This is a genomic window from Camelimonas sp. ID_303_24 (genome assembly GCF_053543495.1).
Window position 1 is genome coordinate 392,920 of the sequence record NZ_JBLLJM010000005.1, and the last position, 14,503, is coordinate 407,422.

Below are 14,503 nucleotides of genomic sequence, written 5' to 3' on the forward strand. Positions count from 1 at the left end.
GATCAATCGGGATCAAAAGCTGCCCGAACTCTTCCTGTTCTCAGCGAATTCTGATCGATCAGCCGCTTCCGGCTGGCCGGAAAGCGTTCTAGCCCGTCAGGCCGACCGGCTTGCCCGCAGTCACCACCAGCAATTTGCTGGCGTCGAAGATGCGGGCGGCGGCGCGGCGCACGTCCTCGCGCGTCACCGACGCCACCAGATCGTTGCGGCGGTCGATATAATCGACGCCCATCTTCTCCAGCGACAAATGCAGCAACTGGCCGGCGATCTTCGACGAAGTGTCGAAATGCAGGGCGTAGGAGCCGATGAGATATTGCCTCGCCAGGCGCACCTCGTCCTCGTCCGGTCCCTCGGCGCCCATGCGGGCGATTTCGGCGGCGATCACCTCGATCGATTCGGCCACCCGCTCGTTCTTGGTGGCGGTGCCGCCGAAGAACATCGCCGCGTGACGCATGGGATACAGCGCGCTGGAGACGCCATAGGCCAGGCCGCGCTTCTCGCGCACCTCCCTGAACAGGCGGGCCGAAAACACCCCGCCGCCCAGAATGTGGTTGGCGATATAGGCCGCCATGTAATCCGGATCATGCCGGGCAATGCCCGGCGCGCCAAAGCGCACCACGGACTGCGGCGTCTCCACCTCGACCACCCGGCGCGCGCCCTGCCCCTGCAATTCGATCTGCGCCACCGGAGCCAGATCGCTGGCCTGCGGCAGATCGCCGAACACATCGTCCAGCAGCGCGCCAAGCACGCTGGCGTTGACGGCGCCCACCGCCGCCACGTGCAGGTTGTCGCGCGCCAGCACGCCTGCCCGGAGGGCCGAGAGGTCGTCGCGGTTGATCGCCGCGACGCTGTCGAGCGAGCCGCGCACCGAGCGGCCATAGGGGTGGCCGGCAAATGCCATTTCATTGAAGGCGCGCATGGCCAGCACGTCCGGATTGCTGGCGTCGTGGCGCAGGCCGGCCTCGATCTGGCCGCGCACCCGGGCGATGGCCTCCGGCTCCAGCCGCGCTTCGTTCAGCGCCAGCCGCAACAGCTCCACCGCCTTCGGCAGATGGCTGACCAGCGTCTTCAGCGAGCCGCGAAACGCATCGCGATCAGCGCTGAAGCGCAGTTCGATGGCGTGATCGGCCAGTTGCGTCTGGAAGGCGTCGGAATCATACGGCCCCGCGCCCTCATCCAGCATGCCGGACAGCATGTTGGCCACGCCTGGCCGCTCCGCCGGATCCTGCGAGGCGCCGCCGACGAAGGCGAACTCCAGCGCCAGCAGCGGCACGGCGTGCTCTTCCACCAGCCAGGCGTGAACCCCGCCCGGCGAGGCCACCACCTGCACGCTGGCGGGAGATTTCTTGCGCTCCGCCCCAGCGGCGGCTTTGTCGAGGCTATCTGTCATGTTCATTCCGTAAGGCGCGGGCGCGCCGGGGCGGACAGGTGCTCAGGGCAACGGCGCAAGCGAAAGCCGCCGCGCCGCGCCTGAAAATGCGAACTATTGCGGCTCCAGCCGGCCTGTCACCGCCGTGCGGGCGTTCAGCCAGGCGCGGGCCGCGTCCATCACGCCTTCCGGCGTCACGGCGGCGATGCGCGCCGGCCATTGCTGCACATCGGCGATGCTCTCGCCAATGGCCAGCGCCGAGCCATAAACCCTGGCGAGCGTCGCCTGGCTGTCCTGGGCGTAGACCATGTCGGCCACCAGCCGCGTCGTCGCCCGGCGGAAGTCGGCTTCATCAACGCCTTTGGCGATAAAATCCGCCACGGCGTCGTCGATGTGCTTCTCCAGATCGTCCAGTGAGACATCCTGGGCCGGCGCGGCTGTTACGCCGAAGCGGGTCTGGTCGACGGCGGAGCCGAAATACCAGGCGCCGGCGGAGACGGCCTTCGCCTTCTCCAGCACCAGCTTGCGATACAGCACCGAGGTCGCGCCGCCGCCGAGCACCTCAGCCAGCACGTCCAGGGCGCAGCCCACCTCATGGCCGCCGGTCAGCGTTGACGGCGCCAGATACAGCCGGCGCAGCAACGGCTGCTCGACGCGCGCGTCAGAGACGGTCACCCGGCGCGCCGCCCGTGGCGACGGCTCCTGGGGGCGGAACCGCTGCGGCCGCGGCGCCGAAGCGATGCGGCCATAGTGCTCCTGCGCCAGGGCCTGCACAGTCCCGGGCTCCACATCGCCGGCCACCACCAGAATGGCGTTGGAGGGCGTGTAGAAGCGCTGATAGTAGCTGAAGGCGTCGTCGCGGCTCAGGCCCTCGATCTCATGCATCCAGCCGATGATCGGCAGCCCATAGGGATGGTGCGTGAACAGCGCCGCGTCCATGGCCTCGGAGAGTTGCTGGTCCGGGTCGGAGTCGGTGCGCATGCGCCGTTCTTCGATGACCACGTCGCGCTCCGGCCCGACGACCGACTCATCGAACGACAGATTGGTCATGCGGTCCGCCTCGAAGTGCATCATCTCACCGAGATGCTCTTTGGCGACGCGCTGGAAATAGGCGGTGTAATCGTAGGAGGTGAAGGCGTTCTCCTGGCCGCCGATGGCCGCGACCGCATCGGAAAACTCGCCTTCCGGGTGCTGCGTCGTGCCCTTGAACATCAGGTGTTCGAGGAAGTGGGCGATGCCAGACTTGCCGAGCGGATCGTCAGCCGAGCCATTGCGGTACCACACCATATGCGTGACGACCGGGGCGCGCCGGTCCGGGATCACCACCACGTCCAGCCCATTGTCCAGCGTGCTGGCGTGCACGACCGGACCGTCCGCGCCGGCCTGCGCCTGCTCCCCAACGCGACGCCCGGCGTCTGTGGCGCTGCTCATGCTTGCTCCTGACCTTCATGCGCCGCATCCGCGACGCGCATACATTCTGGCAACATAGTCCCTGGCGCAGTGGTTTGTAAGCGGCGCGGCCAACCGCAGCGTCGCAGGCGCCATTCATGTTGAAACGCGCCGCGCCCACAAAAGCGAAGCCCGGCGAACCACAAGGCCGCCGGGCAACAAAATCTGTCAACCGTGCGTCAGCGCCTGTCTGGCGCCATCGCAGAATCAGTCTTCGCTGGGCTTCAGGAAGTCACGCTCCGGCGTGCCGTCCTTGTTGTAAGGAACCGGATCGTCCCGCGTCGCCCGCATCGGCGCGGTGCCAGCCGGCTTGCGATAACCGGCCGGCGGCTGCAGCAGCGTTTCGCGCTTGGGCTCGTAGTTCGGATCAAGCTTCTTGCCGTCGCCATCGGTTGCCGTCGCCCGCAGCTCATCGGGATCAACCCATGTGGCGGCCCGGCCATCGCCCAGCACCTTGCGCGGCTGGTTGTCTTCCGCCGCATGCTTGGGCTTGCGCGAAATCCGCTCCATCTCATAGACGCTGAGGCGGCCGCCATCCTGCACGCGGTTGTCGCTCGGGAACGGCACCGGCTTCTGCCGCTCGGCGGCTTCGCGACGGCGACGCTGCAGATCGGCGTCATCCGGCCATGATTCGGCGCGCTTTGCCGTAGGCGGCAGCGGCGTCGGCAGTTTGCCGGTGGAGGGCGGCAGGGCGAGCGGCGCGCGCTCGTGATAGCGGATTGGATCGCGCTCTTCGTCAATCACGCCCATCTTGCCGAGCAGGTTCTTCATGAACACGCCCTCCTGCGCCTGGGCGGCGGAAGCGGCGAGCGCCGAAAAACCGATCGCGGCGGCGAAACCTAACGCCAGCGGCGCGCGGCGCGACATGCCGGCAGTCTTGCCCGGGCGCGCGACGCGTTTGGAAAACTTGAGCGCCATTGGTTCTCTATCCCCCTGCGGCTGCCTCCCCTGGGTCGCCGCCGTCAACAATATGATCGCCGGAGCGGGCCAATCATCCGGCCGCCCCGACAGGTCGATAATTGATGCTTCCGCCAGAGCATTTTCCAGCGGGGCGGATCCCGCCGCGCGCCAAAAAAATACGCCAGATCAAAGACATAAAGCAAATTCCGGCCTACGGGACCCGCATTCGGCCCCACAAGACATTTTGCCCAAAAGACCCGGCGCGCACGCAGATCCGATGTTTTGAAGACTACATATGCGGCGCCAGTATGACCACCCGTCATGACGTCTCAGGGTGAATCGGCGCCCTTGCGCCCGGCGTCAGACCCAAAGAACGAGTCATACAGTAGCGCGATCACGCCAAAAACAATGGCCGCGTCCGCCACGTTGAAGACGTACCAGCTGAAATCCCCCACATGAAAGTGGACGAAATCGACGACCGCGCCCCAATAAATCCGGTCAATCAGATTGCCGACCGCGCCGCCGATAATCAGCCCAAGCCCCAGCGCCAGCATGCGGGTTCTGGCCCGCGCCAGCCACACGCCCAGCAGCACCGTGGCGAGCGCCGAACCAATCACCAGCGCCCAGCGCCCCACCGCATGCGGCATCTGGAACAGGCCGTAAGAGATGCCCCGGTTCCAGACCAGCACAAACTCCAGAAATGGCGTCAGCACCATCGGCGGCCGGTTGGCGATATCGGCTCCGAACATCAGCCAGAGCTTGCTGGCCTGGTCCAGCGCCAGCACGACGATGGCGAGCCAGACGCCAAGGCGGACCGGGCTGACGCCCGCCCGCCCCTGCGCCTTGCCAGACGCGTCGGCCTGGCCGTCGCCAGCCGCCATCACAGCGCCCCCGGGTTCGCTTTGGTCCACTCGCGCATGGCGGCGGCGTCGCGCGGGCTGAGGTCCGGCCAGTCCGGATCCGCGCCGACATCCGGCAGCACCTTCCACGAGCGGGCGCATTTGCGCCCCTCCGCCCGGGCGAACACCACGGCGACGCCCGGAACGTCGTCGAGCCGGAAGGCCTCTTCATGGGTCTCGCCGTCGCGGATGCTGATGGCCGACGTGATGCAGACATCCGCAAAATCAACGCCCTTCAGCGCATCGCGCAGATCGGCGTCCGACACGTAAACCACCGGCGCCGCCTCCAGGCTGGAGCCGATGCTCTTGCGGGCCCGCTCCAGCTCCAGCGCGCCCGTGACCACGCGGCGCACCTTGCGGATTTTCGCCCAGCGCGCCGCCAGGGCGTCATCGCGCCAGGTCGGCAACAGCTCCGGGAAGCGCTCCAGGTGCACCGAACCTGCTTCGGAGGGGAAGCGGCTCAGCCACGCCTCCTCCGCCGTGAAGGCGAGGACCGGGGCCAGCCAGGTCGTCACGCAACGGAAGATCTGGTCGATCACCGTCAGCGCCGCCCGGCGCGGCGTGCTGGAAGCCGGATCGCAATACAGCGTGTCCTTGCGGATATCGAAATAGAACGCTGACAGTTCGGTCGTCAGGAACGGCGACAGCGCCGCCAGCACCCGCTTGTAGTCATAAGCGGCGTAGGCCTGACGCACGGTCTGGTCGAGTTCGACCAGCCGGTGCAGCATCAACCGCTCCAGCTCCGGCATCCGCTCCGCCGCCACCAGATCCGCGCCGGAGAAGTGGTGCAGCGAGCCCAGCATCCAGCGCAGGGTGTTGCGGATCTTGCGATACTGGTCGGTGACGCCCTTCAGCACTTCCGGGCCGATGCGCTGGTCGTCCCAATAGTCCACCGAGGCCGTCCACAGCCGCAGGATATCGGCGCCGGACTGGCGGATGACATCCTGCGGGGCCAGCGTGTTGCCCAGCGACTTGGACATCTTGCGACCCTGCTCGTCGAGGGTGAAGCCGTGCGTCACCACCACGTCATAGGGCGCGCGGCCGCGCGTGCCGCAGGCTTCCAGCAGCGACGACTGGAAGAAGCCGCGATGCTGGTCGGAGCCTTCCAGATACATCACGGTGTCGAAGTCCGGCGTCCTGTCAGCCAGCGGCAGCCGTTCGCCCTCGGGCCGGCGCTTGCGCGGGCGCAGGTCGTCGCGCGGCTCCAAGGTGAAGGCATGGCTCGAACCGGAGTCGAACCAGACGTCGAGCACGTCGGTCACCTTCTCGAAACGGGCCGGATCATAATCGGGCGCGAGGAAGCGCGCGCCATCCGCATCGGCGAACCAGGCGTCGGCGCCCTCAGCCTCGAAGGCGTCGGCGATGCGGGCATTGACCTTTTCGTCGCACAGCAGCGCGCCGGTCTCGCGGTCGACGAACACGGTGATCGGCACGCCCCAGGCGCGCTGGCGCGAGATCACCCAGTCCGGGCGGCCGGAAACCATGGCGGTGATGCGGTTCTCACCAGCGGCGGGCACCCATTGGGTATCGGCAATGGCCGCCAGCGAGCGGGCGCGCAGGGTGTCGCCGCCACCGGCGATGTCGCGGTCCATGGCGATGAACCATTGCGGCGTATTGCGGAAGATCAGCGGCGCGCGCGAACGCCAGGAGTGTGGATAGCTGTGGCGCAGGCGACCGCGGGCGATCAGCGCCCCGGCGTCGGCCAAAGCGGCGATGACGCGGGCGTTGGCGTCGCCCTCCTTGCCGTTCTCGTCCAGCACCCGGGCGCCGGCGAACAGCGGCACATGGGCGAAATAGCTGCCGTCCGGCTGCACCGTGTGCGGCACCTCCGGCGTGCCGGCGGCCTCGAAGGCGGCGCGGTGGCGCACATACGTCATGTAGTCGTCGGCGCCATGGCCGGGGGCGGTGTGCACGAAGCCCGTGCCGGTGTCGGCGGTGACATAATCGGCCGGCAACAGCGGCACGCCGAAATCATAGCCCTGGCCGTGCAGCGGATGGTGGGCGAGCACGCCGGCGAGATCGACGCCCCTGACGTCGGCGATGCGGCGGAAGCCCGTGACCTTGGCGACGCCCAGCACCGTCTCCGCCAGCGCGTCGGCCAGCAGATAGCGCTCGCCCGGCTTCGCCCAATTGCCCTCAGGCGCCTCCGTCACCTCATAGAGGCCATAGGCGATATCCGGCGACCAGGCGATGGCGCGGTTAGCCGGGATGGTCCACGGGGTGGTGGTCCAGATCACCACCGAGGCGCCGGCCAGGGCCGCATTGCTGGAGGTCGCCACCGGGAATTTGACGAAGATGGTGCTGGAGACGTGGTCCTGGTACTCCACTTCCGCCTCAGCCAGCGCCGTGCGCTCGACGATCGACCACATCACCGGCTTGGAGCCCTGGTAGAGCTGGCCGCTCATGGCGAACTTCATCAGCTCGCGGGCGATCTGCGCCTCGGCCGGGTAGGACATGGTGAGATAGGGATTGTCCCAGTCGCCGGTGACGCCGAGCCGCCTGAACTCATCGCGCTGCACGTCGACCCATTTGTCGGCGAAGGCGCGGCATTCGGCGCGGAACTCCAGCACCGGCACATCGTCCTTGTCGAGGCCCTTCGCCCGGTACTGCTCCTCGATTTTCCATTCGATCGGCAGGCCATGGCAGTCCCAGCCCGGCACGTAGTTGCTGTCGTAGCCGAGCATCTGCTGCGAGCGGGTCACCAGATCCTTCAGGATCTTGTTGAGCGCATGGCCGATGTGGATGTTGCCGTTGGCGTAGGGCGGGCCGTCATGCAGCGTGAAGCGCGGCGCATGCTTCGCCTGGTCGCGCAGCCGCCGGTAGAGGTCGAGACCATTCCAGCGCTCCAGCAACAGCGGCTCGCGCTCGGGCAGGCCGGCGCGCATGGGGAAATCCGTCTGCGGCAGAAACAGGGTCTTTGAATAGTCGGCCTTGTCCCCGGCTTTGGACGCGGCGTTCTTCTGGCTGGTATTGGCCGCCCCGGCCTTGCTGCTGTCGTTCATCGAACTGGCTCATTCCCGTGGAGCGGTTCCGGCAAAGGCGCGCGCCTGGGGAACCGCATCAAATGGATTGGCGACATGCCGCTGGCAACGCGGATGTCGCCCGAAACTGGCGAATGGAAAACCGGAGATCACGCCGTGACATGCCCCGCGCCATCAATCAAGACCGGCGGGAGCAGGAGACGTTGCCTGGCGGAAAAAAGCGCCCGGACGTCGCCGGCAAACGCCATTCGCGGGGTGTGGCTGGTCCGGAGCAACAGTCCCTGCCCGGCGCGGCTGGCGAGAAGCCGCCGGAGCATCCCGCAGGTCAGGAACCGCGCGGGCGCCGCAAAGGGGGGACGCATCCCGACGTCCGCGCTCCGGTTACGCGGAAGCCGGGCCGGTAATTCGCAAACTGAAGGGGCTGCTCATGCGCGACATGGCCGGCACCATAGAGCATTTCCGGGCGAAAGGAAGCCGCGGCATCCGCGGCGCCTCAGCCAAGCACCGACGGCGGCGGCGGATTGGCCGCCAGAATGCGGCGCGCCTCGGCGCTGTCGCGGTCCATCTGCGCCACCAGATCGTCGATGCTGTCGAATTTCGCCTCGCCGCGCAGGAAGTCGAGAAACTCCACGTCGAGCGTCTTGCCATACAGATCGCCGCTGAAATCGAACAGGAAGCTCTCCAGCAGGGGCGCGCCATTGTCGAAGGTGGGGCGGCGGCCGAAACTGGCGACGCCGCCATGCACCACGCCATCGACCAGCACCCGCACCGCATAGATGCCGTGGGCAAGCTGGCAGTCGTCCGGCAGGCGGATGTTGGCGGTCGGGTAGTTCAGGGTGCGGCCGATCTTCTGGCCGTGGCGCACCTCGCCGCGCACGAACCAGCGATAGCCGAGCAGCGCATTGGCGGCGGCGATATCGCCCTGGCGCAACGCCGCGCGGATACGGCTGGAGGACACCGCCGCGTCATCGCCGTCATCGCTCACCTTGTCGACAATGCGCACCGGCGCGCCAACGGCGGCGCCGCGCGCCTGCAGGAAGGCGGGCGAGCCTTCCCGGCCCTTGCCGAAATGAAAATCGTGGCCGACGACGATGCCGGAAACGCCAAGCCCGCGCACCAGCAGGTCATCGAAGAACGACTGCGCCGTCATGGCGGCGAGCGCGGCATTGAACGGCAGGACGATCATGCCGTCAAGACCAAGGTGGGCGAGCAGCGTCTCCTCCACCCCATCGGGGGTGATGCGGAACACCGGCTTGTCGGGATTGAAGAACGAGCGCGGGTGCGGTGCGAACGTCAGCATGGCGGCCGGCCGGCCCAGTTCATCGGCCAGGGCGCGGCAGGCGGCGATCACCGCCCGGTGGCCGGCGTGCACGCCATCGAAATTGCCTATGGCGACGACCGGCCGCGCCAGGCTCGCCTCACCACAACCAATGGCGGCGCCGGCGAGCGCGGCCGCTGCCGCGTCATCCACGCAACGCTGCACCGCAAAGGGGCGCGGCTGCGCCGGAGAGGGGAAAAAATCCAGAGCCGGTCCTGAACCGGATTGCGGTGTCTGCGCCATGAACCCGTCAACCAGCCGTCGGGGCGACGGCCGGCGAAACCTGCCAACATCCTGCGGCCGAGGTCAAGGGCGAAGCAGACGCGGCGCGTCAGACAGGCGCGCAGGCCTCAAGGGGGGCAGGCCAGGCGCCCCTGCCCGCGTTAAAGACCACTGGCCAGGCCTGAGACCCGGCCAGAGGTTCGGGGCGTCGTTAAGGACATCCGCGACAGGCCGCCCCTGAAGCGGGTGCAACCGGGCGCGGATTTAGCCCCCTGAGCGCTTCAGGGGCTGGATGCGTCACAATGCCCGCATTGCGGGGTCATTCAGCGCCCTGCTCCGCGTCCGGCGGCGTCGGGCTTGTGATGACGCAGATGGGGTACAGGATGCCGTATCCCTGCGAGCATTTCTTGAGGCAATCGCTATTGAAGCCGCAGCCCACAAGCCCCTTTGCGCCGCGTGCGGCGGGAGCCGCGCTGGCTGCGCCGGCGCCCGCAAGGATTACGGCGGCCAGCACGCCAGCCGCCAATTGCGTCATATACGTCATATCGATATCCAATACATGAAAGTATGAAGATCACGCCGGGCGGCAATACAAACCCGGCGCATCGATATGAAAAATAACTCGCGACGACTTGATGGCGGCGGGGTGATTATTTCACATCAGGGCGCGGATCAATTGTGGCGACGCGACGACATGGCCGCCTCCGCGCGCCTCCGTCATCAGGCTGACGCCAGCCCTGGCGCATTCTCCGGCATCGCCACCCAGGCCTCGCCCTCCAGAACGCCGCGCCCATCGGCGACGCATTCGCAAAACAGCCGCACGCGCTGGCGCGCCGGCACCAGCTCCACCACCTCGACGGCGGCGGTGACCACGTCGCCAATGCGCACGGGCGCCAGAAACTGCAGGGTCTGGGACAGATAGACCGAGCCTGGGCCAGGCAGTCGCGTGCCGATCAGCGCCGAGATCATGCCGGCGGTGAACATGCCGTGGGCGATGCGCTGGCCAAACAGCGACTGCGCCGCGAACGCTTCGTCCAGCAGCAGGGGGTTGCGGTCGCCGGTAATGGCGGCAAAGTCGCTGATGTGCGTCTCCATGATGGTGCGCATCAGCGTTTCACGCATGCCGAGCCGCAGGTCGTCGAACGCATAGGCCTGCAATGCCGATCCCATGACGCCTCCAGTCTCCTGAAGCCGGAGCCGCCATATGGAATCGCCTCAGCGATTCAGCATGAGCGGTGCATCCGTCTCTATCCAATGCCCTGGAGAGCGATTTGTCCCGGCCGCGCAGCCGCTCCGCGACCGCCAGACGGGGATCGCGCTCCGGCGTACCCATCATTCGGGGTTCAAACGCGCCCAGCCATGCCCCGGCCGCTGCATCCGGCAGGGCCAGTTCCCAGAGTGCCGTCGAAGGCGGGCGCGGCCAATTGGACTTTGGTCACGCCGCGCGCCGGCGCGGGCCGACGGCGCCGGGCGATCCGGGCAAATGCCGGAGCCGGACCGCTGGCCTCACCAGCGCAAATGGTCGATGAGCGCCGTGGGGCGCACGCGCTGGCGCGCCGCCCATTCATTCACCGACGCCGCTGTCAGTTTGTCGGGGGTCATCACCTCGTGGGCATGAATGCCCCGCGCCACGAACAGCACGTCGATGCCGGCCGCGACGGCCCCGGCGACATCGGTGTGGATCGAATCGCCAATGGCGAGAATGCGATTGTGGGCGATGGTCGCATCCTTCAGCCGCTCGCCCATGTCGAACGCCGCCGCGTAGATCGGGCCATGCGGCTTGCCGGCGTAGAGCACGCGGCCGCCCATCTGCTCATACAGCGCGGCCACGGCGCCCGCGCAGGGAATCAGCCGGTCGCCGCGCTCGACCACCAGGTCCGGATTGGCGCAAATCATCTCCACGTCGCGCGCCAGCAGCCCTTCCAGGGTTGCGCGATAGGTTTCGGCGGTCTCGGTTTCATCGTCGAACAGGCCGGTGCAGACCACATAACCGGCCTCGTCCACCGAAACGAAATCCGCCCCCAGGCCTTCAAAAATCGGGCGATCCCGCCCAGGCCCGATCATGAACACCGGCAGGCCGGCCCGCCCGGCGATGGCGCCGCGCGTAATGTCGCCGGAAGTGACGATAGCGTCATAGGCGTCGCGGGGGGCGCCCAGCCGGTCAAGCATGTCGCGCACCAGATGGAACGGACGCGGCGCGTTGGACACCAGCACCACGATGCCGCCGCCGGCGCGAAACCGGGCCAGGGCCGCGCAGGAATCAGCGAAGGCTTCAATCCCGTTGTGGATGACGCCCCAGATGTCGCAGACCAGCAGATCCTTGCCGACAGCAAGCTCCGACAGCCCCCTGACCAGTTGAACGCCGGCGCCCGCCGACCCCTGCGATGCGTTCATCCGCATGCCTTTCCTGCTGGCGGCCCCCATCGGCCGCCCGAAGCGCGCCGCCGTCGCGCCAGGCCGCAATCGGGCTCCGGAGCGTGGCGGACATGATTCAGATTCCAGACCGGCCCCACGGCCGGCGCGGCTCCTTATGGCCAGGCAATGCCGCAACAACAAGACGTCGCGACCGGCAACGCGCTATAGTGGCGCCGATCATCCAGTCAGAAACGCGGCCCGCCAGGCAATCAGCCAGCCGCGCCGGAGGCGACATGAACGAGCATACCCCACACGCCGCCAGAACCTCGCAAGCCGTCAGCCTGGCGCCCAATGACCTCGACGCCTTCTGGATGCCGTTCACCGCCAACCGCGCCTTCAGGGCGCGCCCGCGCCTTATCGCCGGGGCTGAGGGCATGCATTACGTCACCGTCGACGGCCGCCGCATTCTCGACGGCGCCGCCGGCCTGTGGTGCTGCAACGCCGGCCACGGCCGCGCGCCGATTGTCCAGGCCATCCAGGCCCAGGCGGCGCAACTGGATTTTTCGCCCACCTTCCAGTATGGCCACCCGGCCGCCTTCACTTTGGCCAGCCGCCTCGCCGAACTGGCCCCCGGCGATCTCAATCACGTATTCTTCGCCAATTCCGGCTCGGAAGCGGCGGACACGGCGCTGAAAATCGCCATCGCCTACTGGCAGGCCCGGGGCAAGGCGACCAAGACGCGGCTGATCGGCCGCGAACGCGGTTATCACGGCGTCGGATTCGGCGGCATTTCCGTCGGCGGCATCTCCGGCAACCGCAAGAGTTTCGGAACGCTGCTGGCCGGCGTCGACCATTTGCCGCACACCTACAACCGGGCGGAGCAGGCCTTCACCCACGGCCAGCCGGCGTGGGGCGCGCATCTGGCCGACGAACTGGAGCGGCTGGTCGCCCTGCACGACGCCTCCACCATCGCCGCCGTCATTGTCGAACCGATGGCAGGCTCCACTGGCGTGCTGCCGCCGCCGCAGGGCTATCTGGAGCGCCTGCGCGCCCTGTGCGACCGTCATGATATCCTGCTGATCTATGATGAGGTCATCACCGGCTTCGGCCGCCTCGGCGCGCCCTTCGCGGCGGAGCGCTTCGGCGTGGTTCCGGACATGCTGACCTTCGCCAAGGGCGTCACCTCGGGAACCGTGCCCATGGGCGGCGTCATTGCCCGCGCCGGCGTGTTCGAGGCCTTCATGCAGGGGCCGCCGCACATGATCGAACTGTTCCACGGCTACACCTATTCGGCCCACCCGCTGGCCTGCGCCGCCGGCCTCGCCGCCCTCGACCTGTATCGCGACGAAGATCTGTTCGCCCGCGCCCGCAAGCTGGAGACGGCGTTTGGCGACGCGGTGCAGGCGTTGAAAGGGCTGCCGGGGGTGCTGGACATCCGCAACATCGGCCTGGCCGCCGGCATTGACCTGGCGCCGGCGAAGGACGACGCCGGCAAGGACGCGCCAGGCAAGCGCGGCCTCGCCGCCATCGAAAGCGGCTTCCACGATCATGACGTGCTGCTGCGCGTCGGCGGCGACACCATCGCCCTGTCGCCGCCGCTGATCGCCAGCGAGGACGATATTGCCGAACTGGTGGGCAAGGTGGCGAGCGTCATCACGGCGACGGCGTGAGCCAGCCATGCCCCACGTCCAGCATCGCCTGACCCTGGCCACCAAAGGCCAGGGGTTCTACGAATTCACCAGGGAAGTGGCCGGCTTTGTCCGCGAGGCCTCGGCCAACCGCAACCTCTCCTGCGGCCTGCTCACCCTGTTCTGCCGCCACACCTCGGCGTCATTGCTGATCCAGGAGAACGCCGATCCCGACGTGCAGACCGACCTGCTGACCTTCTTCCGGCACATCGCGCCGGAAGGGCGCGGGCTATACGTGCATGACAGCGAAGGCCCCGACGACATGCCAGCCCACATCCGCACGGCGCTGACCCAGACGCATCTCTGCGTGCCGGTGGCGGACGGGCGCATGCTGCTGGGAACCTGGCAGGGGATCTATCTGTTTGAGCACCGCCGCGCGCCACACCGGCGCGAGATCGTGCTGCACCTGAGCGGCGACTGAGCCGGGTTGCGGCGGCCTTCCGCAACAGCCGCCCACAACAACCGTTTCCTGGCCCCTCACCGCCTGAGCTGGCGGCTGATGCGCTGGACGGCGTCGGCAAGCTCCACGTTCTCGCAGGTGATGACGTTATCGACCACCCCATCGGCCAGCGCCTGCACGTGGCGGCACAGCCTGCCAAACCGCCCGGCCGGGCAATCGCAGGAGGTGCGCGCCCCGGCCTCCATGGCGACCCGCACCCGCCAGGCGTCGCCCCGGCTGCCGCGCACGGTGATTACCGGATGGCCCCGCCCGCCGGCCAGCCTGTCGATGCGCGACTTGCCGCCTGGCGTGAACGCCGGCCCGCCTGAGCCGCGACGCGGCGAACGCGCCCGCGCCGGTTCAAACGCCGCATCGCCAACCCTGGCCAGCGCCGCAAGGGCGATCTGGGCGCAGGCGAAGGCATCCTCGCCCGCATGATGATGCTGGAAACTGACGCCGAGAAACTCGCTGACCAGATTCAGGCGATGGCCTGGCAGCTCCGGCCACGCCCGCCGCGCCATTTGCAGCGAACAGGCGAAGCGCAGTTGCGGCGTCGGCATGCGATAGCGCGCCAGCATCGCCGCCAGCACGGCGCTGTCGAAGGCGGCGTTATGGGCGATGAACAGCCGGTCGCCCACGTCATCGGCGAACTCGCGCCAGATGTCCGGAAACTCCGGCTCAGCCGCCACGTCGTCAGGCCAGATGCCATGCACCCGGATGTTGCCCGGATGAAAGCGCATGTCCGGCGGACGGATCAGCCGGTATTCACGCCGCGTCACCGCCCCGTCGTCAATCCACGCAAGGCCGATGGCGCAGGCGCTGTCCCGGCGCTCATTGGCGGTTTCAAAATCGATGGCGACGGCTTTCATGACGCGGAACCTGC

The 14,503-nt window shown here is 67.8% G+C and carries 12 protein-coding genes; 2 read left to right on the top strand and 10 right to left on the bottom strand.

The window, feature by feature from the left end; all coding sequences use genetic code 11:
- Positions 1 to 88: 88 nt before the first annotated feature.
- The 9 genes from ACERNI_RS07395 to ACERNI_RS07435 form a co-directional block, all read right to left on the bottom strand.
- Complete coding sequence (locus tag ACERNI_RS07395; protein WP_448832625.1) at positions 89 to 1,390, bottom strand: M16 family metallopeptidase; 1,302 nt, start codon at positions 1,388 to 1,390, stop codon at positions 89 to 91.
- Positions 1,391 to 1,483: 93 nt separating this feature from the next.
- On the bottom strand, positions 1,484 to 2,800 hold the full coding sequence (locus tag ACERNI_RS07400) for a M16 family metallopeptidase (protein WP_448832626.1): 1,317 nt from the start codon (positions 2,798 to 2,800) through the stop codon (positions 1,484 to 1,486).
- A gap of 225 nt (positions 2,801 to 3,025) precedes the next feature.
- Entirely contained in the window at positions 3,026 to 3,736 is a 711-nt protein-coding gene (locus tag ACERNI_RS07405) for a hypothetical protein (RefSeq protein WP_448832627.1), read from the bottom strand.
- A 311-nt stretch (positions 3,737 to 4,047) separates the two neighbouring features.
- On the bottom strand, positions 4,048 to 4,599 hold the full coding sequence (gene lspA / locus ACERNI_RS07410; RefSeq protein WP_448832628.1) for a signal peptidase II: 552 nt from the start codon (positions 4,597 to 4,599) through the stop codon (positions 4,048 to 4,050).
- A complete protein-coding gene (gene ileS / locus ACERNI_RS07415) occupies positions 4,599 to 7,619 on the bottom strand; it encodes an isoleucine--tRNA ligase (RefSeq protein ID WP_448832629.1) in 3,021 nt (1,006 codons plus the stop codon). The genes lspA and ileS overlap by 1 nt, the downstream gene beginning before the upstream one ends.
- 472 nt (positions 7,620 to 8,091) lie before the next feature.
- Positions 8,092 to 9,159 carry a bifunctional riboflavin kinase/FAD synthetase gene (locus ACERNI_RS07420; RefSeq protein ID WP_448832630.1) on the bottom strand — a complete coding sequence of 356 codons (1,068 nt, stop codon included), beginning with the start codon at positions 9,157 to 9,159 and terminating at the stop codon, positions 8,092 to 8,094.
- A gap of 298 nt (positions 9,160 to 9,457) precedes the next feature.
- Complete coding sequence (locus ACERNI_RS07425) at positions 9,458 to 9,682, bottom strand: hypothetical protein (protein WP_448832631.1); 225 nt, start codon at positions 9,680 to 9,682, stop codon at positions 9,458 to 9,460.
- A gap of 176 nt (positions 9,683 to 9,858) precedes the next feature.
- On the bottom strand, positions 9,859 to 10,308 hold the full coding sequence (locus tag ACERNI_RS07430; protein ID WP_448832632.1) for a MaoC family dehydratase: 450 nt from the start codon (positions 10,306 to 10,308) through the stop codon (positions 9,859 to 9,861).
- Between the two features lie 336 nt (positions 10,309 to 10,644).
- The gene (locus ACERNI_RS07435; protein ID WP_448832633.1) at positions 10,645 to 11,532 is read right to left on the bottom strand and encodes a TIGR01459 family HAD-type hydrolase; all 888 of its coding nucleotides are present in this window, start codon (positions 11,530 to 11,532) and stop codon (positions 10,645 to 10,647) included.
- 254 nt (positions 11,533 to 11,786) lie between these two features.
- Here ACERNI_RS07435 and ACERNI_RS07440 point away from each other — a divergent pair, with 254 nt between their 5' ends.
- Together ACERNI_RS07440 and ACERNI_RS07445 are read left to right on the top strand one after the other, a co-directional pair.
- Positions 11,787 to 13,163 carry an aminotransferase class III-fold pyridoxal phosphate-dependent enzyme gene (locus ACERNI_RS07440; protein WP_448832634.1) on the top strand — a complete coding sequence of 459 codons (1,377 nt, stop codon included), beginning with the start codon at positions 11,787 to 11,789 and terminating at the stop codon, positions 13,161 to 13,163.
- 7 nt (positions 13,164 to 13,170) lie between these two features.
- Entirely contained in the window at positions 13,171 to 13,602 is a 432-nt protein-coding gene (locus ACERNI_RS07445) for a secondary thiamine-phosphate synthase enzyme YjbQ (protein ID WP_448832635.1), read from the top strand.
- Positions 13,603 to 13,658: 56 nt separating this feature from the next.
- Here ACERNI_RS07445 and ACERNI_RS07450 read toward each other — a convergent pair whose 3' ends face one another.
- Entirely contained in the window at positions 13,659 to 14,489 is an 831-nt protein-coding gene (locus ACERNI_RS07450) for a 3'-5' exonuclease (protein ID WP_448832636.1), read from the bottom strand.
- Between the last annotated feature and the right edge of the window lie 14 nt (positions 14,490 to 14,503).